This window comes from Enterococcus sp. DIV1767, from assembly GCF_050542585.1.
In the GTDB taxonomy this organism is placed as follows: Bacteria; Bacillota; Bacilli; order Lactobacillales; family Enterococcaceae; genus Enterococcus_D; species Enterococcus_D innesii.
This window is the reverse complement of record NZ_CP172936.1, coordinates 2454392-2478305: the sequence shown is the minus strand read 5'-3', so window position 1 is coordinate 2478305 and position 23914 is coordinate 2454392. Positions and strand designations below refer to the sequence as shown.

The window sequence follows — 23914 nt, the reverse complement described above, 5'->3', positions numbered from 1 at the left end:
TGGGGAGAAATCATGGAAATCAGTAACCAGAAAGATGCGGTCAAAGTAAGCAATTCTTACTGGAAAAAAGTCGTTGCTATTTTCTTTGTCGGCTGGATTTTAATGTACGCCACACGGACGATCTTCAATCCAATCATGGGTGTGATCGGAGAAGAATTTAATTTAAGCAACACACAACTAGGACTTGCCAATAGTATTTTCTTTTTGACATATGCCGTTGCGCAAATTCCTTTTGGCATCATCGGCGACAAAATCGGTCGCAAATTGGTGATCGCCCTAGGTTTTGTTTTATTGGCGGTGACTACGTACTTCAGTGGGCTAGCCACAAGCTTCGTTTTGTTCTTAGTGATTCGTGCCATTGCAGGGATTGGTCAAGGTGCCTATTACGGTCCGCAATACGCATTGTCTACCGAAGCGATTCCCGACAACAAACGGACCGTCGGAAATGCCATTATCAACAGTGGGATGGCGTTTGGAACGTCTGGCGGATACTTGCTTTCTAGTAAATTGGTCTTGGATAATGGGGGCCATTGGAGTCAACCCTTCTTCCTAATGGCGATTCCGACCTTGATTGTAGGTGTCTTGTTCTATTTTGTTTTGAAAGAAAAAGTGATTCGTCCAGAAGATGAAGGACAAGAAATAAAAGAAGAGGGGCCAAAAGAAAAGATTTCCTTGAAGCAGATTTTTTCAAACCGCAATCTCGTGGCAGCCTTTGTTCTATGCTTTACCAGCATTTATGCAAACTTTGTGATCATTACTTGGCTGCCGCAATTCTTGATTGCCGAGCGTGGCTTTGAAGGGGCGAGTGTCGGCTTTATTGCTTCCTTAGTCCCATGGGCATCAATTCCAGGTGCGTTGATTTTTGCTCGATTGAATGATAAAACAGGCGCAACGAAAAAATTAGTCTATTTATTGGTCCCATTGGCGACCCTTTCCGTATTTGCCATTGCCTTTGTAACCGATCGTACCTTATTGATCACTGTTTTGATTTTGTATGGATTGACTGGCAAGCTGGCGCTTGATCCAATCGTCGTGACCTTTGTGACGAAAAACGCACCAAAAGGCGCCTTAGGAACGACCTTGAGTGCCTATAACTTTATCGGGATGTCGGGGTCGATCTTAGCGCCTTATGTTACTGGCTTTTTAGCCGATTCTTTAGGATCGATGCAGGTCGGGTTTTACCTGTCTTGTCTATTACTGCTGATCGGATTAGGTGTTTTTGCCGTATTAGCAAAGGAAAATCAGAAGGAGAGCATAAAATGAGTTTGAATGTGATCGCGTTAGGCGGCAATGCTATTTTAGATAAAGACCCCAGTGATGAAGGACAAAAAGCAGTTGTTGCGCAAGCAGCACGTTATATTGCCGATTTTGTCGAAAAAGGGGAAAAAGTCATTGTTTGTCACGGCAATGGACCACAAGTCGGCAACTTGCTGTTGCAGCAAAAAGCCGGGGAAAGTGAAAAAAATCCCCAATTGAAATTAGACAGCTGCGTAGCGATGACCCAAGGAAGTATCGGTTATTGGCTGCAAAATGCCTTGATCAATGAGTTTGCCACACGTCAAGCACATCCTTCGGTGATCTCATTAGTCACTCAAGTTCGTGTCGATCCAGCAGATCCATCCTTTGAGAAACCTTCCAAACCAGTCGGACCTTTTTATAGTGAAGAGGAAGCCAATGCTGCGATGGCAGCCAATGGCGGGGTATATCAAGAAGATGCTGGGCGTGGTTTCCGCAAAGTGGTTCCATCCCCGAAACCGCAAGAAATCGTTGAAAAAGAAGCCATTAAAACATTGGTCGATGCTGGTGTGATCACGATTTGCGCCGGTGGTGGTGGCGTACCTGTCGTTCGCAACGATAATGGGTTTACTGGCGTGGAAGCCGTCAACGACAAAGACTTTACCGCCAGTGTCTTAGCAAAAGATGTGCAGGCCGATCGCCTGATTATTTTGACCGGTGTCGACAATATCTACATCAATTACAATCAGCCGAATCAGCAAGCCTTAGGGGAAATCAGTGTGGCACAAGCCAAGGGCTACATCGAGGAAGGCCATTTTGCAGCCGGCAGTATGTTGCCAAAAATAGAAGCTGCGATTGATTTTGTTGAAGAAGATGCAGCCAGAACCGCGATTATTACCTCAATCGAAAAGTTAGCTGAATTAGATCAGCATACAGGAACCATACTTCGAAAATAAAGAGGGGATCAAAGTGAAAGCAAAAAAACTACCGATGGTGACGCAGATCGTTATTGCCGTTCTTCTAGGGATTCTTTGCGGTTTGTTCTTTGGGCAAGCCGCTTCATTCCTAAAAATCTTGGGCGATCTTTTCTTGCGTCTGATGCAAATGGCGATCCCGTTATTGATCGTTGGACAAATCATTCAAGCAGTTGGGGGCATTGCCCCGAAAGAACTCACACGTTTGGGTGGAAAAACGATCGCTGTCTTTGGGATTTCCTCCTTATTCGCTGCTGCATGGGGTGTGCTGATGGCGGTCTTCTTTGCTCCGGGCAAAGGGATCGACTTTTCACAAGCTGCCGGTGAACCTCTGCAAGCACAAGAAATTTCTATATCAGAGACAGTGATCAACTTTATTCCCATGAATATTTTCGATGCGTTGAGTAAAGGGTCAATTATTCAAATCATCGTTTTTGGGTTATTTTTTGGTGTTGCCCTCAATCGCTTTATGCAAAAGAAACCTGAGTCAGCTCTTTATGGGCTGATCGTGGATCTGAATGAGGTCGTCATTGCCATCATTCGTTACGTGATGATCGTGGCACCAATCGGTATTTTTGCATTGATCGCTTCAACGATCAGCTCCCTGGGCTTGCAGATCATTTTGCCATTAGGCAGCTATTTGCTCATCTACGGTCTAGCCACCGTTACGTTCCTTGGGCTGTGGCTAGTCTTGTTGACCGTGTATTGTCGGATCAATCCGTTACGATTGATCAAAAATATGAAAAATATGTCGGTCATGGCATTGGCGACAACCTCTTCTGCCATCACACTGCCGATCGCTATGGAAGAATCCCAGAACAAATTAGGACTCAGTAGCCGCATCACCAATTTGGTATTGCCATTGGGCATGTCTTTGAACAGCAATGGGTCAGCAATGCATATGGCGATTACCGTCATGACGATCGCCCAAATGTATCAAATCAACTTTGACGGGATCCAAATGGTGACGGTAGCTGTCACTGCGACTTTCGTTTCTTTAGCCAATTCTGTTGTTCCCGGAGCGGGGTTAGTTTCCTTGGCAATCATCGTTCCCCAGCTCGGGTTACCAATCGAAAGCATTGCGCTATTTGCTGGTGTCGAATGGTTTGTTGGCATGCTGCGGACGATTTTGAACGTGAACTCAGACGTCTATTCAGCGCTGCTGATCGCTAAGTCAGCCGATGAACTCGATTATCGCGTGTTTAATCAATAGGAGAAGCCGTTGCCAAGCGTGCTTCTCTTTTTCATAAGGAGGAGAAAAGATGGAAGAAATGAGCAGACGTTCTCTGCTGGAATTAGAAGCATTAATGAAAAAGAAACTCTTGGCTGCTGGTTTGCCAGAAGCCGCTGCCAGTGAAACAGCGGCACATTTGACCTTTGCGGATGCGTGCGGGATCCATTCTCATGGTGCCGTGCGGATGGACTACTATGCCGAGCGTTTAGTAAAAGGCGGCATCACGCTGGAACCAAACATGTCTTTTGAAAAAACAAGCGCCGCTACCGGAATTTTCCACGGAGATAACGGTATGGGGCATTATGTGTGCAATGAAGCGATGGCGATCGCCATTCATCTGGCAAAAGAAGCCGGGATCGCTGCAGTAGGAATCGAGCAGACCAGCCATAGCGGGACGATGGCGTATTACGTCAAACAGGCTGCTGAAGCCGACTTAGTGGCGATCGCCATGTGTCAATCGGATCCGATGGCGGTGCCTTTTGGTGGGACCGAAAACTATTTTGGCACCAATCCAATCGCGTTTGCTGCACCACGAGCCAATCATCCGCCGGTGGTTTTTGATATGGCGACAACGGTTCAAGCGTGGGGCAAAATTTTGGACGCTCGTTCGAAGAAACAGCAGATCCCCGATACTTGGGCCGTAGACGAGCAAGGCTTGCCTACCACCGATCCCTATGCAGTCCAAGGATTATTGCCCATCGCCGGTGCTAAAGGATATGGCTTGATGATGATGGTGGATATTTTAGCTGGCTCAATGCTAGGCTTGGCTTTTGGTAAACAGGTCACCTCCATGTATGCGGACTTGACGGAAAAACGCCGCTTAGGACAATTCCTGCTTGTGATCGATCCATCTCGTTTTACCAACACCGAAACCTTCAAGCAAAGCATCGATCAGATGGTGACTGAGCTGCATGCAATCCCGCCAGTAGAAGGGCAATCACAAGTCTACTATCCTGGAGAGATCAGCCAAATACACTTTGAAAAAGCCCAGCAAGAAGGGGTCATGATCCCCAAAGCGATCATCGATTATCTCGAAAGCGAAACCCTCCATTTTGATCGCTATGGTAGTCAAGATTCCTTTGCTAAATAAAGATCTGCAGAAGACGGTTGGTTCAGAGGGGGATTGAACCAACTGTTTTTTTGCTGTGTGGAGCAAAGAGAAGATTTCAGTCAGAAAATCGCACATTATTGGCAGGATCAGACGAATTCTTTGAGTTGGTTCATTTTGTTCAAAGCATTTCTTAAGCCATTCGACCTTTGATTGCTTGTTTTTTGGAATGTGGTAGAATAGGTCGCATAAGTTAAGATCACTCAAGAAATGAGAGAAAAGCGAGGATGCAACGTGGCAATGAATAAAGTGGTTCTTACTGGGAAAATCGCAGAGATGCCTAGTAAAGAAGCGTTTGATGCGGCGGACGATCAGGGCGTACGTTTTGATCTTGTCATTGTGTCTCAATGGCAAAACAGTGAAGAAGTGCACCATGAATGGTTTGCTTGCGTCATTCATGGAAAGCAGGCAGAGACCTTTTTACGGTATACTCAAAAAGGGGCAAGTATCAAAATCAATGGACACTTGCAAGGCTGTCCTTATGAAACACCAGAAGGTCAGAGACTTTGTGCGGCAGAAGTGGTGGTGGATAGCTTCCAAATCTTAGAGTTGGCAGAAGAACCATCGGCGCCTTTTCCTAAAAAGCGGCCATCGACACTTGATGAAACGACGCAAACAAAGTTGATCCGTAATGAAAAAGATCCCCTAAAAACACAGATGCTGGAGTTTTTAAAAGACAATCGATTATTTTAATGACGAAACATGCGGAAAGCAACGGCTTCTCGCATGTTTTTTTACGTAGAGAAAGCATTGGTAAAATTCAACTATATCTGACTAGCGGTGTTCTTTATTGCGTATCAAAGAGGGGGTTAAATAGAATGGTGATTGTAATAAATGATCGCGAAAGTGAAAATAGTGTTTCACAAAAAGTGCGGATTGGTTTAGAATAGTTGAAACATATCTTGAGAAAAAGAGCGGCGCTTGCCTTGTTCAACTGCTAGATGCCGCTTTTTTCTGAAAAAATCGTTAATCAGGGAGGGATGTCGATGGGCAAACCAATTATAGGGATCGCTGCGAATGAAGTGCAAGATGCTGGCGATGTGCTGCATCATTTGCCGATCGCCTACACACCATTAGGGTATGTGCGAGCGATCCAGCAAGTGGGCGGACTGCCATTGCTCGTGCCAATCAGTGAGCCAGCTGCAGCCAAGGACTATGTTTCACAGATCGATAAACTGGTATTAGCTGGTGGACAAGATGTTTCACCCAAGTTTTATGGGCAGGAAGCCCATCAGGCAACTGGAAGTGGCTTTTTGGCACGGGATGAGTTTGAACTAGCGCTGATCGATGAAGCGCTGCTGCAAAAGAAACCGATCTTTGCGGTTTGTCGGGGAATGCAGCTGGTCAACGTGGCATTCGGGGGCACGCTGCAGCAAGACATCAGTACCTTCAGTGAGATCATTCATATGCAGGCACCGATTCCGAAAGAAGTGCCGACTCATGCCATCGCGACGGCTGAAAAAAGTATGTTGGCTCGTGTCTATGGCCAAAAAACAAAGGTCAATTCCTTTCATCATCAAGCGGTGGATCGATTGGCTCGTCCATTGCAAAAGACAGCTTGGAGTCCTGATGGCATCATTGAAGGCATTGAACACGTGGGTCAGCGTTTGTTGGCGGTTCAATGGCATCCTGACTTTGCCTATGATGCACTTATACAAGAACAAGCGGTTTTCAAGTATGTCGTTGACGTGTTGTAAGAAAGAGGGTCACGCAAGGAGGAGAAAAATGAAAAAGAAAATGATTGGTATCGCTGCTTTCACACTATTGGTTTTAAGTGCCTGCAGTACCACGAGTTCCACGACGGATTCTGGACAGCAAGAGGAGCAAGGCGCCGTGGCGCAAGAGATTCAAGTATCAACCGCTGGCGCCTTATCGACCCTTGATAGCGGGCAATACACGGATGTCAACAGTTCCGATATGATCGGACAAGTGGCAGAAGGGTTATACCGTCTGGATCAAGAGGGGGATCCTGAGCTTGCGATGGCCGCTGAAGAGCCTACGGTATCAGAAGATGGACTGGTTTATACCTTCACCATTCGTGATGCAAAATGGAGCAATGGCGATCCTGTTACAGCGGATGATTTTGTCTACGCCTTTCAATATGTTGCCAATCCAGAGAACGGTTCTAGCAGTAGCAATCAAATGGATGTGTTGAAAAATGGCAGTCAAGTGCGTCAAGGGGACGCTGAGGTGAGTGAGTTAGGTGCCAAAGCATTGGACCAGCAGACGTTAGAGCTAACATTGACAAGTCCAATCTCATATCTGGATCAAATTCTGGTCGGGACACCTTTTATGCCAAAAAACCAAGCGTTTGCTGAAGAAAAAGGCGCCGATTATGGGTTATCAGCGGAAAATTTTGTCGGCAATGGCCCATTCTTGATCGAAGGGTGGAACGGAACCAACGAATCATGGACGTTAACGAAAAATCCTGATTATTGGGATGCTGAGAATGTCCAATTGACCAAGATCGACGTGCAAGTAGTGAAGGAAACGGCAACTGGTGTGAGCCTTTTTGAAACAGGGGAACTGGACTACACCACCTTGACAGATACTTACGCGCAGCAATACCAAAACTCAGCTCAAGCCAACTATGTGCCAAAGGCGCTGGTGGGGTATTTAAGTGCCAACCAAAAACGAGAAGTCACAGGCAATGTCAAGGTACGTCAGGCGATTTTACAAGCCATCGACAAAGAGGCATTTGCCGAAAATATCTTAGGCGATGGGTCCACTGCATTGAACGGCTTTGTGCCAAGCAACTTTGCCAAAGATCCTGAAACAGACCAAGATTTTCGTGAAGAAAACGGCGATTTACTGCCGTATGATCTAACAGCCGCACAAGACCTTTGGGCACAAGCCAAAGAAGAGTTGGGACAAGACGAAATCACTTTGGAACTGTTGTCAGCAGATACAGCAGCAGCCAAGAAAACCATCGAATTTGTCCAAGGACAGTTAGAAACTAATTTGCCTGGATTAACCATCGATGCCAAGTCGATTCCTTTACAAAACCGCTTGGACTTGCAATCCCAAGGTGAATTTGATCTCGTCTTTGGGACTTGGACACCAGATTACGCGGATCCAATCAACTTCTTAGAATTTTATGATTCGACAGGTGGCTTGAATACCTCTGGGTATGCTAGTGAAAGTTACGACCAAGGGTTAGCAGAAGCACGGACGACTTTAGCAAACGACCCAGCTGCCCGTTGGGACTTATTGAAAGAACTCGAAAAGCAATTGATCGTTGAAGATACAGCCGTTTTGCCGTTATATCAAGGAGCGGTGGCGTATTTGAAAACGGATCGCTTGCAAGGGGTGCAAGTGTTTCCTTTTGGACGAACAGTATCCTATCGCCTAGCATCTGTCACAGAATAAACAGGTAGTAAGAAAACAGAGGAACTTTTTTTCAACCAATTGTGCTGATCAAACAGCGCTTGTTGAAAAGAGGGGCATCTGTTTTTTTATTTTTGCCAAAATCCTTGCAACTCTTGGGATAAAACAGGAATTCGTTTTCAAAAAAAGGTTGTTAAAAAGGACTGTTCTGACATTCGCATTTTTAGAAAAGTCAATCTTTTTTAAAGAAAATTAATAAAAGTTGTTGCATTCTCAGAAACTTATCTGTAAAGTGTTAGGTGTAGTCAGCAAAATAAAAAGAGAAGGAGGGATTACGATGCAAAAAGTATTTGATAAAAAAACAACCAAATTGAATAAAGTGAATCCCTCATTCGGTAACCATTAGTGTACAGATAATGTCTATAATAACGACGTTTATGCTCTGTCCTTTTTCCGAAGGGACAGAGCTTTTTTGTGTACTTTTTTAGAATGTGAGGGATAAAACATGAAGTATGTATTAAAACAATTAACAACGTATTTTAAAGAACATAAGGTGCGCTATACCTTTGTATTCGTCTTTATGGTGATCGCTAGTGCGATGTATGTTGCACCGATCTATATTCTGCGCTTGTTCATCGATGCGTTGATTCAAGATAATTTTGATTACTCCGTACTGATCCAATATGTGAGTCTCTTCGCGGGAGCTATCTTGTTAGGATATTTGGCGGAATTTGTTTGGACGTTTAATTTATTTATTGGTTCCTACGATTTGCAAAAACAATTACGGGAACAATTGATGAGCCACTTTCTCAAAATGGGGGCGCCGTTTTACCATCGTTTCCGAACAGGTGATTTAATGACTCGTTCCAGTGACGATGTCCAAGTGATGGGGATGACCGTTGGGTATGGTCTGATGGTTTTCTTAAATACTAGTTTGTATCTAAGCTTTATCGTAGCGATGATGGCTGGGACGGTTTCTTGGTTATTGACCTTGATTGCCTTGATTCCAATGCCGCTTTTAGCCTATTACATTTTCAAATGGGGCTCGCAAGTCGATAAGGCGTTTACGGAAGCGCAGAATTCTGTTTCTGAGATGAACAGTGAAGTGTTGGAGATCATTGATGGCATTCGGGTCGTCCGAGCTTATGGACTAGAAGGAGCCACCACGGAACAGTTTCAAAAGAAAACACTGGAAACACGAGCAAAAAACAATATCGTTTCTGAGATCGATTCCCGTTTTGGGCCGCTGATTACCATCATCTTAGCGATCAGTTTTGTGATGAGCTTTGGTGTCGGGGCGTTTCTTGTTGCTAACCAAACGATCACCATTGGTGCGATGGTTTCTTTCCAAGTGTACTTGACAATGGTCGTTTGGCCGATGATCTCAGCAGGAGATCTTGTGAATGTGATGCAGCAAGGTGCTGCATCCTGGCGTCGGATCAATGAAGTGCTACAGACAGGGGATGAATTAGAAACGCCAGGCGAAGCCGACCTGCAAGCCATCAATACGATCCGTTTTGAAGCATACCATTTCCAATACCCACAAGCAGCTCGCTATGTGTTAGAAGGACTGGATTTGACGATCACTCGTGGAGAAGTCTTAGGGATCGTTGGGAAGACCGGCAGCGGAAAAACGACGCTGCTAAGACAATTCGGTCACCGCTATCCATACTCTGATCAAGTACCCTTGATCAATGAGCAGCCCTTGACGGCCTATCAAACAACAGCAGTGCGCAACCACTTTGCAGAAGTACCGCAAGAACATACCTTGTTTTCACGAACGATTCGCGAGAACTTGTTATTCGGACAGCCAGACGCTTCCGAAGAAGTATTGTGGGAAGCCCTGGAAGCTGCTTGCTTTAGCGAAGACATCAAGCGGATGCCAGAAGGGCTCGAAACGATTGTCGGTGAGAAAGGCGTTTCCCTTTCTGGTGGACAAAAACAACGCTTGTCCTTAGCACGGGCGTTTTTACGAAACAGTGAAGTCCTCTTACTGGATGATGCCCTTTCGGCAGTTGATGCCAAAACGGAACAAGCCATCATCACGAATTTGAAAACGATGAAGCAGGCACCGACCTCCATTATCGTGACCCATCGATTGTCCGCCATCACCGAAGCGGATCAAATCATCGTCTTAGAAGACGGACGGATCACACAGCGTGGTACCCATCAGGAGTTGATCGAAACCCCAGGCTGGTACCAAGAACAGTATTACCATCAACAGTTAAAGGAGGACGATACAAGTGTTCTCAACGATTAAGCGCTTGCTCACGTATTTGAGCTATTATAAAAAACAATTTACCGTGGGCGCGATCTTGCTGTTGCTGGCAGCAGCGCTCGAACTGACTTCACCACTGATTGCCAAACAGCTGATCGACCGAGTGATGACACCGGCGGTTGACAGCAGAAACCTAAATACGATGCTTTTGATCCAATTACTCGCTGGGTATTTGCTGGTCAATTTGATTGGTTCCCTTTTTCGTTATATCAGCTTGCTACAATTGCGAAAAATGTCCAACAGTATTGTCAAAAAAATGCGGGATCAGCTTTTTGACCATATGCACAAATTACCGGTTTCTTACTTTGACCAGATTCCAGCCGGCAAGGTCGTCGCACGGATCACGAATGACACCGAAGTCTTGCGGTCGAATTTCTACGTGATCGTGATCAGTAATTTGTTAAGCAACATCATCCAAATCATTGGTGCGTTTATTGCATTGTTTCTTTTGAACCGCACCTTAGGAGCAGCGATGCTGATTTTGATCCCGATTTTAGGAATCTGGCAGCATTTTTATACCAAATATGCCTCTCGTTACAATTTAGCAATGCGGGAATACATCTCACAAATCAGTGGGCAGTTGAATGAATTTGTCCAAGGAATGGCGATCATCCAAGCCTTCCAACGAGAAAATCAGTTGCAGAAAGAATTTAATGAAACAGTAGAGAAATGGTTCAAAACTGGACGTAAATACCTCTTGCTCGATTCAAGTATCGCTTGGGGATTAGGCAACTTGTTGCGAAATTCAACGATCTTGATTTTGATCACGACCTTGGCCGCCTTTTTCCTTGATGGCCGCTTGGCGATCTCAGCAGGTTTGCTGTATGCCTTTATTGATTACATCAACCGCCTGTATGATCCCATCGAGGGGCTTGTCCAAACCATCACCAACGTGCAGCAATCATTAGCTGCTGGACAGCGGGTCTTTGAGTTTGCTGATCAGCCGGTTGAAAAACAACAAAGTGAGCAGCTGACTGTTACGAATGGCGATGTTTCTTTCCAACAGGTGACCTTTGGCTACGACCCTGAGCAAGCGATCTTGCACGATATCAACTTTGACGTTGCCGCAGGAGAGACCATTGCTTTAGTCGGTCATACTGGTTCTGGAAAATCGAGTATTTTGAACCTGTTGTTCCGTTTTTATGATCCGCAGCAGGGAAAAATCGTTGTGGATGGACAAGTGATCGCTGATTATGATCGTCATAGTTTAAGAGATTCAATGGCGATCGTCATGCAAGATCCCTATCTATTTACTGGAACGATCGCCAGCAATATCGGAATGAACGATCCAACGATCACCGAAGCGATGATTATCGATGCCTTGAAACAAGTCGGCGCTGACTACCTTTTGAGCCGTTATGAAAAAGGCATCCATCATCCAGTCGTTGAAAAAGGCAATGAGTTTTCTAGTGGAGAACGTCAGCTGATCAGTTTCGCCCGTGCGCTGGTCTTTGATCCAAAAATCTTGATTCTGGATGAAGCGACGAGCCATGTGGACACTGAAACAGAGTCCATCATTCAAAAGGCGATGACCGTCTTGCAAAAAGGACGGACGACCTTCATGATCGCTCACCGTTTATCAACGATCAAACAAGCCGATCAAATCTTGGTCCTAGACCAAGGGAAGATCGTGGAACGGGGAACCCATGCAAGTCTTGTCCAAGGGCAAGGAATCTATCAGCAAATGTATCAAATGCAGGCAGAGCAGCTGTAATCAGCAGTGATTGCCGACAACAGTAACCGTAAAAGAAAATCCTTGAGCCTCCTGCATGGGAAGTGGCTCAAGGATTTTTAATATAATGCGAAGGTGCAGCCAATCATCTATGGGGAGTTGGAAGAGGAGGCCTTCGCTTATATATCAGTAGGAAAAGCGGCAAGGTGTTGTCGCAATTTTGCTAAGAAATGCTCGCCGATCACTGATAACGGGCGAGCGTTCTTTTTAATGAGGATGATCTCACCCTCGGACGCGTCGATCAAAGGAAGAAAAGCCAAGCCTTGGAGTTCTGGTTGGGCAACGATCCCCGAGCCGGTTCCATAAAGATCCGTCTGCTGTAATAGCCGGACCATTGTGCCTCGATCGCTGACATGCACCACTTGAGGGCTTTGAGCAAAGTCGATCAAATCCTCGGAAAAGAACGAATAGCGTTCATCTTCTTGCAAAAAGCGTACTTGCGGATAAGGGGCGAGATCCTTTAAGGAAAGCTGCTTTTTTTCTGTCAAGGGATGAGTCGCTCGTAAAAAGACATGGGGGCGAAACCGTCCCAATGCCTCGAAGGACAATTGGGCGCCTTGTAACAGTCGTTCCAATCCTGCTTGGTTTTGCTCATTCAAATAAAGAACCCCAAATTCACTTCGATATTGCTGCACGTCCGTGATTACCTTTAAGGTCGTGGTTTCTAATAGGCGAAACTGGCGACAGTCGGGAAATTCCTGCAGCAGCTCACTGAAAATTCCAGCCGTGAAATCATAGTGCTGGCTTGCGATGGCGAAGGTTTGACTCGCTGCTTGCTTGCTGGAAAAACGCGTTTGCAGCTGCGCCACTTGACTCAAGATCGGCTGGGCATGGTCTAGAAATTCCGAGCCTTCAGCAGTCAAGCGGGCGCCTTGATTCGTACGCTCAAAAAGCTGGACCTCCAATTCTGTTTCCAACTCTTTCACGGCTTGGGAAAGACTTGGCTGCGAAAGATACAGCCGTTTGGCTGCTTCACGAAAACTTCCATGGTCAGCAATCGCTTGCACGATCCGCATTTGTTGAATATTCAATTTTTGGCCTCCTTTACAAAGATTCAGATGGAAAAGGGTCTACCAATCAATAGTAGTCAGTTCTTTTACTTCTATAATAATAGAAGCTTCTTTAAAAAATAAGACGACAGTTGCTGCTTATTGCTACTTTTCAAGCGGTCATTGCAATTCCTCAGGAATAAACCAATAACCCGTTTGATTCTCTTCTGCCAGCAGTTCTTTAAAGGCTTCAGAATGATAAGCTGCCACCACTGCCTGTGCCCAATCACTATCTTTATTGGCTTCTTTTACCGTTGCCACCAGTTCATATTCTTGCAAAATGTCTTCACTTAATAGGCTTTCCTCTGCAGCGATTCCAGCACTATAAACGATGCTGCCGGGAATCACCGCATAGTCTAAATCTGCTAAGCTGCGGGGGATTTGGGCAGAATCCATCTCGACGATGTCCAGGTCATAAGGATTGTTAGTAATGTTTCTCAAAGTCGCGGCAATGGGCGCCACTTCGGAGTCAAGCTCGATCCAGCCGGCTTTTTGTAGCAGCAACAGGGCACGGGTACTATTTGACGGATCATTGGGGATCCCGATGGTATCGTTTGCTTCAATCGCTGTTAAACTGTCCTTTCTGCCAGGATACAAGCCGGCTGGAACGGTAGGAATCGGTGTGATACCCACTAAATCGGCATCCGTGTTTTCATTGAAGTTTTCTAAATAGGCGGTGTGCTGATCGACGTTTAAGTCGATCTCGCCATCGTTCAATGCAATGTCCGCTTCCAAGACCCCAGTAAAGCCAATATCCGTCACAGTATAGCCAGCTTCTTCTAAAATCGGTTTGATTCCTTTGAGAAATAGTTCACTGTAAGGCCCTGGTGTCGTCCCCAATCTGATTTCTGTTTGCTGTTCCTCGGCATTTCCCGTTACTTCTTCTTGATTGCCACAACCGGCAAATAAAACTAAGGACAATAAACCAATCCCCACACCCAATCGAATCTTTCGTTTCATAACTTTTCCTCCTTTTTTATAAAAAAAGCCTTCCCAAAGAATAGTCTTTGGGAAGGACGATCATTTCGCGGTACCACCTTCGTTTGTTTTTTGCTGAAACAAAAAACCTCAGTCAGTTCATCAAATAAACTGCATTGCGCTATCGGGCTTTCTCCGTCGGGGATTGTTCGTCCACGAATGCTCAAAGGTCATCTTCGGATCTTCTTCCTTACTCGTTTCCACCAGTTCCGAGTTCTCTTGAAAGAAAGGGGGGATCGTACTCTTCTTCTCACTGCATGTGTATGAAATTAGTAGTATCTTAGAACAAGATGAGAAAGTTGTCAATTGCTTTCGTGATAGGTGATTCCAATCACTACGCAGGTAGAAGGGGAACAAATGGACAAGGGCAAGAATAGACCTAAAAAGCAGATGAATGGTCGAAATCGCTTGGTTGGGTTAGAATCGAAACACAAAACAAAAAAAGAGGCGAGCAAATGAAATTACTTTTGATTGGACATACCGGCACACTTGGGCAGCTTTTAGCTGAAGGCTTTCAGCAGGTACCAGAGGTGGAGCTGATCACGGCTAGCCGTAGCAATGGCGATCATCAGGTCGAAATTGCGGATGCAGACAGTGTCAGCCAGCTATTTGCAGCTACTGGGAAAGTGGATGCTATTGTTTCCGCTGCGGGAAGCACAGTGTTTAAACCCTTTGAGGAATTGACGCCAGCTGATATTCAACAGTCGGTGGCTTCGAAGCTACAAGGACAAGTCAACCTTGCGTTGATTGGCCAGCATTTTCTCAATGAAGGCGGTAGTATCACACTGACTTCTGGAATTATCAAAGACGAATTTATCCCAATGGGCACGCCTTCAGCACTGGTCAATGGCGGTTTAGAAGCCTTCGTGGCATCGGCAGCTTTTGAGATCGGTCATGGGCTACGAATCAATGCAGTCAGTCCCAATGCGCTTGTGGGTTCTTGGGAAACCTTCGCCGATTCTTTCAAAGGCTTTATTCCCGTTGGTGACGCACCCGTTTTTGCAGCGTATCAAAAAGCAGTTTTTGGGATCATGACTGGCAAAACCTTCACCGTTTATTAAGAAAAGCAGAAGTAGCAAAAACCGCCAAATCACAGCTGATTTGGCGGTTTTTGTTCTGCTGAAAAAGAGGTAGCAAACAGTTAAGAAGAGAGCATTTGGATTTTCAGCTTGGGCATTTCTGCTTTGAGTTGTTGGCGAGCAAAAGCCAAGTCATTGATCCAAGAAGCAATCGCTTCTTTTTCTAAGAACAGAGGCATTCGATCATGGACTGGTTCAACAGAATCGTTCGCGGCAGTCGTTAGAATGATTGATTCAGTTTCGATCTGATCCTCTTTTTGAAGGATGCGATAAAAACCAGCGGCATAAATCACGTGATCTTGCGAAAAGAGGAACTTTTCCTTTTCATGATTCCATTCATAGAAACCAGACATCGGAAAGACACAGCGATGCTCTTGGAAAGGTTTGCGAAAAGTCGGTTTCTCTTCAACGGTCTCAGAACGCGCATTGATCATCAAATGCTCTTTTTTAAAGCCGGTAAAGCCCCATCTTGTCACACCAGCTACAACTTGTTGTTGTTGATTTGCACCGATGGTTACGACGTGATTGGAAGGGAAAACATCATTGACAGCGACAGTCTGTTGACGCTTGCGGGCTTTCGCCGCGGCTTCTTGATAATATTCTGACAATTCTCCAGTTGTTGGGTCAAATAAGTATCGGCCGCACATGGACGAGTCACTCCTTTTTTTGGATTGGCTGCTGCCTTTGTTTCAGTATAAAGATTCAAGGCGTCAAAACCAACTAACTTGCTTCACTTCTCGATTCAACAAGAAAAGGATCTTAAACATATGTAAAAAGTCAGGAGTATCGCTTGATTTGCCGGAAACCAGATAACAAAAAAAGGCAGTCACCTACTGAGGTTGACAGCCTTTTTTATTCTAGTTGGTTAGCCAATTTTTTTAACTCTCCCGCCGATTTTATTTGCGAAACGTTCAGCATCTTCTCTGCAAGTATAGGTCAATGCAATTGTTTTGTCCCGTGTTCTTTTTCCTTCGGCGGTTAGATAACCATGAAAGATTTTAATCGCATACAATAGATAAACACCTCCTTATCCTTGGTAATAATAACAAATTTACCGCTTACATTCAAGAGATATAGTAAAAGTTTATTTTTTATTAGTTATTTTATTAAGAATTTATTCAAAGGGGTTAGAAACGATTGAAGGAGTAAGGGAGGAGAGTGGAATAGGCCAATGCGCATTTGAAGGAAAGACGAAGGAACGGAAACGTATAAAATTTCTGCTACTTGCTTTCCAGCATAGAAGGACAAAGAATGAATGCTATTTGGTTTTGACATTTCAACAAATAGACCAATCGAGAAATAGCTGAGATATACGTCAAAAGTAGAGAATAGAAGCTATTTTCGTTTTTTGCGTGTTATTGATACATTTTCCCCTCAAAAAATGATTTGTAGAAAGAAACGATGATTCAAGCATTATATAAGCACGAAGCTTGTTGTTTATTGTGTTGGCAAGTTGCTGGTTTTGGGGGATTAAAAAGCAAAAGTTATTCTTAAAATGTCCGTCTGACAAAGGCAGCTTTTGTGAGAAGCTCAACAGGGCTTAACGATCGTGTGAAAAAATTTAAGGAAGCGATTGACAAGTTTTTTTTGAAGTGCTATGATACCGATGTAATTAGATAACGGTTACAGAAGTGCTGTGACCAAGAGGCGTGTTACTGTAAGAAGGCAAACCTCATATTCCACCAAGGGTGGAGTATGAGGTTTTTTAGTGTTTTTAAGGTGGAGGAAATCATGAAAATAAAGAAGTTTTTAAATAATAATGTTGTCTTACTAAAGAAAGGCAGCAATGAAATTATCGGATTTTCTACAGGCATCAGCTTCAATAAGAAGGTAGGAGATGATGTAGAAGAACAAGATTTTGAAAAGATTTTTGTATTGGATACTCATGCAATGCTGGAACATTTTAGCTATCAATTAGGAAAATGCGATCCGAAATACGTAGCGATCGTTGCTAAAATCGTGGCTTATGCTAAACAGAATTATCGATTAGCAGTCAGCGACTATATTTATTTGACTTTGCTGGATCATATTGATTTCACTGTTCATCGGATCAAGCAGCAAATGACTTTTCATAGTCCTTTGCAATGGGATATTCGGCGATTTTATCCCGATGAATATGCCATAGGGGTGTATGCTGTCCAGCTTATGGAGCAAGAACTAGCGATCGATGTACCAACAGAAGAAGCGATCTCCATCGCATTGCATTTTGTAAATGTCCAATCACAAAAGAAGGATATGGCGGTTACCAATCAAATCGCGAAATTTATAGAAGATGTACTGACGATCGTAAAGTATGAGTACAAACAAAATTTTGATGAGAATAGTTTCCATTACTCTCGCTTTGTCACGCATCTGCACTATTTCGCACAAAATGTGATCAACCATACACTTCCCAGCTATGAAGCGTCGACGCTCTATGCACAAATTGAAAAGATGTATCCGCAAGCATTTCACTGTGTGGAAAAAATCAAGGTTTATATCAAAAATACGTATGATATCAACATCTCAGAAAATGAAGAAATTTATCTATCACTCCATATCCAGAAATTGACGGAACAAGGAGAAAGGGAGAAAAACAATGGACTATAAACAACTAGCCAATGAAATTTATGAAAATGTCGGCGGTGGTAAAAATATCCAGCACGTGACCCACTGTGCAACAAGACTGCGTTTCACGCTGGCCGACGACAAAAAAGCTGACAGTGAAGCAATCAAACAGTTAAAAGGAGTGACTGGACTCGTTCAGGGAAATGGTCAATACCAAGTGATTATTGGGCCGGATGTATCGAGTGTATACGCGCAACTACCGACGACAGAAACGACGGCTGATCAAAGCAGCAGCGATCAATCGATCATCTCACGACTCCTTGACTTTATCGCAGGCTGTTTTACACCGATGATTGCAATCATAGCAGCTGGAGGAATGCTGCAAGTGGTCCTTTCACTATTGGAGTTATCAGGAATTTTAGCTGCAACTGACGATACGTATCTCGTATTGTATCAAGTATCGCAAGCAGCCTTCTTTTTCATTCCCGTTTATTTAGGAAATTCTGTGGCCAAACGATTGAAAATAGATCCTTTCTTAGGAAGCTACGTCGGAGCGATTTTTGTGATGCCAGGATTGACGGCCCTTCTCAGCCAAGAAGGAGGAATCACATTATTTGGATTTCTCGTACCGAATGTGAGCTACAATGCCTCCGTTTTGCCAGTCTTATTAAGTGTCTGGGTTATGTCTTATGTCTATCGGTTCGCCGATCGGATTTTACCGAACAGTGTCAAATTTATTCTCCGTCCGTTGATCGCCATCATCGTGATCACACCGCTGGCTCTATTGCTAATCGGACCATTAGGTGTGACGATCGGCAACTATGTGTCACAGTTTTTGAACTACTTAACAAACAATTTTGGTCCGTTAGCGGTCTTGTTTATGGGTGCCTTTGCTCAATTGCTAGTAATGACGGGCATGCACACGACGCTGACCCCTATTTTATTAACTTCTTTGGCAACGTACGGGTATGATGATTTGATCGTCCCTGGTATGCTGCTTGGATTGGCTGCCGAAGCAGCGATTTGTTTAGCAGCTGGAATCAAAGCTAAGGATACGGAATTTAAACAAGTGAGTTTTTCATCAGCAATTACTGCCTTGATGGGTGTGTCCGAACCTGCTTTGTACGGAGTAACCTTACGTCTGAAAAAACCGATTGTCGGAATGATCCTTGGGGGTGCTGCTGGGGGACTTTATTTTGGTTTGATGAAAATCAATACGCCAGTAGTCATTGCTTCATTTGTGGCGCTTCCATCATACAGCAGTGTGTTTCATGCGCTGATCGGCTCGTTGATTACTTTTGCGATTGCCTTTGCTTACACCTGGGTCATGGTCAAAGATGCAGATTTTCCTAATAATAATCAGCCGCAAGCAGTCAAATCTGGAGCGCAAGATGTGACACCCAAAGCAACTGATGTTTCTTCTGAAACGAAGAAAGAACAATCAGCGATTGAAAAAATTGTAGTATCACCTTTAAAAGGAACTGCCGTTCCATTGACAGAAACCAATGATCAGGCGTTTGCTTCATTGGCATTAGGTAAAGGAATTGCTGTTAAGCCACAAGATCAACAGGTGATTGCCCCATTTACGGGACAGGTTTCTGCCGTTTTTCCAGGAAATCATGCGATTGGACTTACCAGTACCGAGGGGATTGAACTACTGATCCACATCGGTATTGATACGGTGAATATGCAAGGAAGTGCTTTTGAACGACTAGTCAATGAAGGTGATCAAATCACAGTGGGAGAAACGTTATTGCACTTTGACTCAGAAAAAATCGCTCAGGCAGGGTATGAAGATACCGTTATGATCACTGTTACCAATACGGCAGACTTCTTAGATGTTGTGGCACTTGCCCAACAGCAAGAAATAAAAGCTGGCGATCAGTTATTAGCCATTTTTTAATCATTAGAAAGAAGAAAGGATGACAGCAATGAGTTTCCCAAAACATTTTTTATGGGGCGGCGCTTCGGCGGCAAACCAATATGAAGGCGGCTATAATGAGGGCGGAAAAGGGCTCGCTTGTGCTGACTTGATCAGCGGTGGCAGCCATACGACTTCTCGGAAAATCACAGCAAAAATTGAAGAAGAGTTGTTGTATCCAAGCCACGAAGCAACTGATTTTTATCATCATTATCAAGAAGATATTGCATTGTTTGCAGAAGCTGGATTTAAAGCTTTCCGCATGTCTATCAACTGGACCCGGATTTTTCCCAAGGGCAACGACGCTGAACCGAATGAAGAAGGCCTGGCCTTTTATGATCGTGTGTTTGACGAGTGTCGGCAGTACGGGATTGAACCAATTGTAACCATTGCTCATTTTGATGTTCCCGCATATTTGAGCCAAGAATACAATGGTTGGGTGAGTCGTGAAGTGATCGACTTTTATGCGAGATATGCGGCGGTGTTGTTTGAGCGCTATCACGAAAAAGTAAACTATTGGATCACTTTTAATGAAATCAACACGGCCACCTTAAGTATCGGAAACTTTTTATCACTGGGACTGCAAGTTGGTGAATCTGAATTTATCAATCAGCCGGATAATCTACAGCAACGCTACCAAGCCCTGCATCATCAATTTGTTGCCAGTGCAAAGGTTGTCGCTTACGGACATGAACACTATCCAGATTTGAAAATCGGCTGTATGATTTCTTATATGCCACGCTATCCTTATACTAGCCATCCAAATGATGTACTACTAGCTAAACAAGAAGAAAATATGCACTCGAAATTTTGTGGCGATGTGCAGGTCACAGGGAAATATCCTTATTATGCAAAGAAATATTTTGCTGATCATGGCTTTGCAATCGAGTTTGCACCAGAAGATCAAGCGATCCTAGCTAAGGGAACCGTGGATTACTACACGTTTAGTTACTATTTAACACTTTGTGTCTCTGCTGATGAGAAAGTTACCAAAAATGGACACAGTATGATTGGTGGCTCTGGCGTAAACAATCCTTATCTAGAGCAGACAGAATGGAATGCGATGATTGATCCAGTAGGATTGAGAATTGCGTTGAATGATATTTATGATCGCTACCAGCTGCCATTGATGATCGTGGAAAATGGGATCGGGGTTTCAGAAACTGTTGCTAAAGATGGACAGATTCATGATGATTACCGTATCGATTATTTAGAAAAGCATATTGCTGAAATGGAGAAAGCCATCGATGATGGCGTCGAGTTGATTGGTTACACGATTTGGAGTGCTGTTGATATTGTCAGTGCTTCTACAGGAGAAATGAAAAAAAGGTATGGCATCATTTTTGTGGATAAATATGACGATGGGACAGGGACTTTAGATAGAAAGAAAAAAGACAGTTTCTATTGGTATCAAAAAGTGATTGAACGAAACGGCTTATGATCAAATACTCCAGTACTTGCAGTGTACAAGTGCTGGAGTTTTTTTGCGCATCAATTTCAGCGCGTACAAAACAAAAACCACGCGTAGATTACGCGTGGTTCCTATCGGTGGTTCATGTCAATTACGCCGATAAACAAATCGCCCATCAAATACGGTCGCTTCAACGGTCGTTTGAAGTAATTCTTCGGCAGTCAAAGGCAAGATGTTTTGGGACAAAATACAAAGATCGGCTAAACAGCCAACTTCTAATCGCCCGATATCTTGCCGACTCAAGGCTTTAGCGGCGCCAGTGGTGTGGGCATAGAGGGCATCGGCGATGGAGATTTTTTCTTGTGGCATCAATCCGCCAACTGGCTGGCCGTTTTTTTCTTGCCGAGCAACCGCATAATACAGCGAGTCTAAAGGGGTCACGTCGATCACGACTGGCGTATCAGTCCCAAATGCCAAGGTGGCACCTTGCTCTAGAAAGGACTGAAAAGGAAACATTTGACTGGCACGCTGAGGTCCTACTTCTTCATCGAGGGTCTCATAACCGACTAATAAATGGCTAGGCTGTACGGAGAGTACCAGTTGTTCTTGGCGAACTAGTGGCAGATCAGCGGCATCCATCACTTCCAAGTGTTCCAAGGTATTGGCTTTGCCTTTAGAAAGCGGGTGAGCAGCAGCACTTTCTTGATAAAAGAGGAGTGCTTGTCGAATCGCTTCATCACCAATGGTATGGATGCGCATCGGCCAGTCTTGCTGGTTGGCTTGTAAAATAAAGCGGCGCATTCGTTGAACATCGATCAACGGCATCCCGACATCACCAGCAAAATACGGTGTTTCATATTCCGCTTTTAAAAAAGCGGTGTGCGTACTCGTCACGCCGTCAAAAAATTGTTTGACGCCGCCCATCTGTACTTTTTCGGAGCGATAAGTACGGTAAGTTTCTTTTAGTTGCGTGATGTCTTCTCGCATGGCTGGATAAAAGACAGCGCGCAAGGTCGCTTCTGCTTCCGTCTGTCGATAAAGAGTGGGATAGACTAGATCGTCCCAGCTTTCTCCTGTCAAGGCAACATCGCCGATCGTCGTGATGCCGTATTGATTGAGCTGTTTCATATAGGTCAGAAAAGCAGCAGGGCTTTGTGCTTGGAACGACTGTAAGACCTTTGCTAAATAATGAATGGCGATCGCTTCTAAAAAGCAGCCGCTTAATTGTCCGCTGTTTTCGTCAAGTAGTGCCTCCCCGCTGATCCCTGCTGGTAAGTTCTCAGGTGTGATCCCTAAAGCAGCGATCCCTTGGCTATTCAACCAAATACTGTGGGCATCACCGGAAATCAGCATGACAGGCGTGTTGGCACAATAGTTGTCGATCGAATCTTTCGTCGGGTAGACTTGCTGACCAAAATCACTGCTGAACCAGCCGATGCCAATTTTCCATCCATGGGTGATGGGCAGCGCGGGCACTTGCTGGGCAACGGCTTCTTCTGTCACTCCCGTAAGATGGGTCAGTGCCCCTTGATGGAGTAATGCGGAAAGATAAAAATGAACATGAGCATCAATAAAGCCTGGGATGATCATTTGTTCTTTGAGATCAATGACCTGGGTGTCTTTAGCAAGTGTTGGCAGCGCTGAAAGAGGACCTACAGCCGTGATTTTCTGGTCTTCTATCAGGAGAAAGCCCGCAAAAGTCGTTTTCGTTTTGGTATCAAAGATGTGTTCAGATTTTAGTAATAGTGACAATTATAATCCCAACTTCCATTCAAGGAAAAGGTCGTTGTAAAGCTCAACCGCTTCTTTTCCTAAGTATTCATAATGTTCCATTTGTTCCATTGCACTTGGCTCAGGGTAGAAAGCTATGTCAGCAGTCAGTTCTGCTGGCAGCATGGCTTTTGCCGTTTCACTCGGCGTGGCATAGCCCACGTATTCGGCATTTTGTGCGGCATTTTCTGGGCGGAGCATAAAGTTGATGAATGCGTAAGCTCCCTCAAGATTACCAACGGTTTTCGGGATCGCAAAATTGTCTGTCCAAATCGCACCGCCGTCATTGGGAACGATATAGGTGACGGCAGGATTTTCCGCCATCACATAAGCGGCATCGCCCGAATACCCGATTCCTAAAGGGGCATCGTTGTTGATCATCAAGGTTTTGATCTCGTCGGTCAAAACTGCTTTGACATTGGGACGGATACTTTCCAGCTTCTTCAAGGCTTTGGCGACCTTGGTCGGGTCTTTTTCGTTTTGGGAAAGACCGAGCGTCTGTAACGCGATTCCTAAGGTTTCGCGAGCACCATCCACCATCAATACATCATTTTTAAATGCAGGGTTCCATAAATCACTCCAGCCATGGATCGAAGAAACATCGACTTCTTCAGTATTTGCCATGATTCCGATCGTGCCCCAAAAATAGGGGATCGAATAGGTATTGTCCGGATCAAAGGCTTGATCCATCAAAAAAGGCGACAGATCTTCCGTTCCCGTCAATTTCTGATGATCTAAAGGCACTAACAGTCCTTCTTCGATCATTTTCGGAATGATCGATTCGCTAGGGAAAACCAAATCATAGCGTGAGCCGCCTTGTTTGATTTTTGTTTCCATCGCTTCGTTGGAGTCAAATGTATTATAAATCACTGAGTAACCAGTCTCAGTCTCGAATGTTTTGATCAATTCGGGGTCAATATATTCGCCCCAATTGTAAATAATCACTGTATTTTTGTCGGACGACGTTGCTGCCCCCGATTCTTTCGTTAACACCGAAGCACCGAAAAACAGCAATGCGGTGATGCCGATCACACCGCCAAAAAATACCCACAACCTTTTCAATTCATCAATTCCTTCTTTCTCTACAATTTCGTATTTCTTGAGTAGCGTAATTGATTTTTAAAGAAAAGGCAATAAAAAAATGAAGAAAAAATAAACCCGTTTCTTTCAAGGTTTAGCAGGAGGAACGGCCAGGTGGCTGGGGCAGTTTCCAAACATATCATTTGTCAAATTCCCTCCTTTTGCCTAAGCTAGGGAAGTGAGAAATCAA

General features: G+C 44.5%; 19 protein-coding genes and 1 other annotated feature. Of the genes, 13 read left to right on the top strand and 6 right to left on the bottom strand.

From position 1 onward, the window contains the following. Positions 1-12: 12 nt before the first annotated feature. The 9 genes from IGI78_RS11755 (at position 13) to IGI78_RS11715 (ending at position 11871) form a co-directional block, all read left to right on the top strand. Entirely contained in the window at positions 13-1263 is a 1251-nt protein-coding gene (locus IGI78_RS11755; RefSeq protein WP_005225376.1) for an MFS transporter, read from the top strand. After that, positions 1260-2192, top strand: coding sequence for a carbamate kinase (gene arcC, locus IGI78_RS11750; protein WP_077452859.1), 933 nt, complete (start codon positions 1260-1262; stop codon positions 2190-2192). Before IGI78_RS11755 ends, arcC begins: the two co-directional genes overlap by 4 nt. A gap of 13 nt (positions 2193-2205) precedes the next feature. Next, positions 2206-3423, top strand: a complete 1218-nt coding sequence (locus IGI78_RS11745; protein ID WP_195264668.1) for a dicarboxylate/amino acid:cation symporter — start codon at positions 2206-2208, stop codon at positions 3421-3423. A gap of 49 nt (positions 3424-3472) precedes the next feature. Further along, positions 3473-4534 carry an ureidoglycolate dehydrogenase gene (gene allD, locus IGI78_RS11740; protein WP_194194816.1) on the top strand — a complete coding sequence of 354 codons (1062 nt, stop codon included), beginning with the start codon at positions 3473-3475 and terminating at the stop codon, positions 4532-4534. Between the two features lie 228 nt (positions 4535-4762). Beyond that, positions 4763-5245, top strand: coding sequence for a single-stranded DNA-binding protein (locus tag IGI78_RS11735; protein WP_195264670.1), 483 nt, complete (start codon positions 4763-4765; stop codon positions 5243-5245). A 293-nt stretch (positions 5246-5538) separates the two neighbouring features. After that, positions 5539-6249, top strand: coding sequence for a gamma-glutamyl-gamma-aminobutyrate hydrolase family protein (locus IGI78_RS11730; protein ID WP_195264672.1), 711 nt, complete (start codon positions 5539-5541; stop codon positions 6247-6249). 28 nt (positions 6250-6277) lie between these two features. Continuing rightward, entirely contained in the window at positions 6278-7921 is a 1644-nt protein-coding gene (locus IGI78_RS11725) for a peptide ABC transporter substrate-binding protein (RefSeq protein ID WP_195264674.1), read from the top strand. Between the two features lie 463 nt (positions 7922-8384). Next, a complete protein-coding gene (locus IGI78_RS11720) occupies positions 8385-10139 on the top strand; it encodes an ABC transporter ATP-binding protein (protein WP_077452853.1) in 1755 nt (584 codons plus the stop codon). Then, positions 10123-11871, top strand: coding sequence for an ABC transporter ATP-binding protein (locus tag IGI78_RS11715; RefSeq protein WP_081117437.1), 1749 nt, complete (start codon positions 10123-10125; stop codon positions 11869-11871). The genes IGI78_RS11720 and IGI78_RS11715 overlap by 17 nt, the downstream gene beginning before the upstream one ends. Before the next feature lie 137 nt (positions 11872-12008). Here IGI78_RS11715 and IGI78_RS11710 read toward each other — a convergent pair whose 3' ends face one another. Both IGI78_RS11710 and IGI78_RS11705 read right to left on the bottom strand, forming a co-directional pair. Continuing rightward, positions 12009-12920, bottom strand: a complete 912-nt coding sequence (locus tag IGI78_RS11710; RefSeq protein WP_195264677.1) for a LysR family transcriptional regulator — start codon at positions 12918-12920, stop codon at positions 12009-12011. A 138-nt stretch (positions 12921-13058) separates the two neighbouring features. After that, positions 13059-13898, bottom strand: coding sequence for a MetQ/NlpA family ABC transporter substrate-binding protein (locus tag IGI78_RS11705; RefSeq protein ID WP_081117435.1), 840 nt, complete (start codon positions 13896-13898; stop codon positions 13059-13061). 49 nt (positions 13899-13947) lie between these two features. Next, positions 13948-14179: a binding site (T-box leader), on the bottom strand. 192 nt (positions 14180-14371) lie between these two features. On the opposite strand from IGI78_RS11705, the gene IGI78_RS11700 reads away from it, so the two are divergent. Continuing rightward, positions 14372-14977, top strand: coding sequence for a short chain dehydrogenase (locus tag IGI78_RS11700; RefSeq protein ID WP_077452848.1), 606 nt, complete (start codon positions 14372-14374; stop codon positions 14975-14977). Between the two features lie 80 nt (positions 14978-15057). On the opposite strand, the gene IGI78_RS11695 is transcribed toward IGI78_RS11700, so the two are convergent. Together IGI78_RS11695 and IGI78_RS11690 are read right to left on the bottom strand one after the other, a co-directional pair. Beyond that, entirely contained in the window at positions 15058-15642 is a 585-nt protein-coding gene (locus IGI78_RS11695; RefSeq protein ID WP_195264679.1) for an SOS response-associated peptidase, read from the bottom strand. 218 nt (positions 15643-15860) lie between these two features. After that, entirely contained in the window at positions 15861-16007 is a 147-nt protein-coding gene (locus tag IGI78_RS11690; protein ID WP_005234527.1) for a hypothetical protein, read from the bottom strand. Positions 16008-16726: 719 nt separating this feature from the next. Between IGI78_RS11690 and IGI78_RS11685 the strand changes: the two genes are divergently transcribed. Genes IGI78_RS11685 through IGI78_RS11675 form a run of 3 tightly spaced genes read left to right on the top strand, consistent with a single transcriptional unit; the run spans position 16727 to position 20904 of the window. After that, a complete protein-coding gene (locus tag IGI78_RS11685) occupies positions 16727-17584 on the top strand; it encodes a PRD domain-containing protein (RefSeq protein ID WP_074534926.1) in 858 nt (285 codons plus the stop codon). Further along, the gene (locus IGI78_RS11680; protein ID WP_195264681.1) at positions 17574-19445 is read left to right on the top strand and encodes a beta-glucoside-specific PTS transporter subunit IIABC; all 1872 of its coding nucleotides are present in this window, start codon (positions 17574-17576) and stop codon (positions 19443-19445) included. The genes IGI78_RS11685 and IGI78_RS11680 overlap by 11 nt, the downstream gene beginning before the upstream one ends. Positions 19446-19473: 28 nt before the next feature. Beyond that, positions 19474-20904, top strand: coding sequence for a glycoside hydrolase family 1 protein (locus tag IGI78_RS11675; RefSeq protein WP_081117431.1), 1431 nt, complete (start codon positions 19474-19476; stop codon positions 20902-20904). A 117-nt stretch (positions 20905-21021) separates the two neighbouring features. Here the strand turns inward: IGI78_RS11675 and IGI78_RS11670 are convergent, their stop codons facing one another. Continuing rightward, positions 21022-22626, bottom strand: a complete 1605-nt coding sequence (locus tag IGI78_RS11670) for an amidohydrolase (RefSeq protein WP_081117430.1) — start codon at positions 22624-22626, stop codon at positions 21022-21024. Further along, positions 22627-23706, bottom strand: a complete 1080-nt coding sequence (locus IGI78_RS11665) for an ABC transporter substrate-binding protein (RefSeq protein ID WP_081117429.1) — start codon at positions 23704-23706, stop codon at positions 22627-22629. Positions 23707-23914 lie beyond the last annotated feature (208 nt).

Excerpts from the sequence above, each read along its gene's own strand:
- IGI78_RS11755 (WP_005225376.1), top strand. The coding sequence starts at position 13 with ATGGAAATCAGTAACCAGAAAGATGCGGTCAAAGTAAGCAATTCTTAC.
- arcC (WP_077452859.1), top strand. The coding sequence starts at position 1,260 with ATGAGTTTGAATGTGATCGCGTTAGGCGGCAATGCTATTTTAGATAAA.
- allD (WP_194194816.1), top strand. The coding sequence starts at position 3,473 with ATGGAAGAAATGAGCAGACGTTCTCTGCTGGAATTAGAAGCATTAATG.
- IGI78_RS11735 (WP_195264670.1), top strand. The coding sequence starts at position 4,763 with ATGAGAGAAAAGCGAGGATGCAACGTGGCAATGAATAAAGTGGTTCTT.
- IGI78_RS11730 (WP_195264672.1), top strand. The coding sequence starts at position 5,539 with ATGGGCAAACCAATTATAGGGATCGCTGCGAATGAAGTGCAAGATGCT.
- IGI78_RS11725 (WP_195264674.1), top strand. The coding sequence starts at position 6,278 with ATGAAAAAGAAAATGATTGGTATCGCTGCTTTCACACTATTGGTTTTA.
- IGI78_RS11720 (WP_077452853.1), top strand. The coding sequence starts at position 8,385 with ATGAAGTATGTATTAAAACAATTAACAACGTATTTTAAAGAACATAAG.
- IGI78_RS11705 (WP_081117435.1), bottom strand. The coding sequence starts at position 13,898 with ATGAAACGAAAGATTCGATTGGGTGTGGGGATTGGTTTATTGTCCTTA.
- IGI78_RS11700 (WP_077452848.1), top strand. The coding sequence starts at position 14,372 with ATGAAATTACTTTTGATTGGACATACCGGCACACTTGGGCAGCTTTTA.
- IGI78_RS11695 (WP_195264679.1), bottom strand. The coding sequence starts at position 15,642 with ATGTGCGGCCGATACTTATTTGACCCAACAACTGGAGAATTGTCAGAA.
- IGI78_RS11685 (WP_074534926.1), top strand. The coding sequence starts at position 16,727 with ATGAAAATAAAGAAGTTTTTAAATAATAATGTTGTCTTACTAAAGAAA.
- IGI78_RS11680 (WP_195264681.1), top strand. The coding sequence starts at position 17,574 with ATGGACTATAAACAACTAGCCAATGAAATTTATGAAAATGTCGGCGGT.
- IGI78_RS11675 (WP_081117431.1), top strand. The coding sequence starts at position 19,474 with ATGAGTTTCCCAAAACATTTTTTATGGGGCGGCGCTTCGGCGGCAAAC.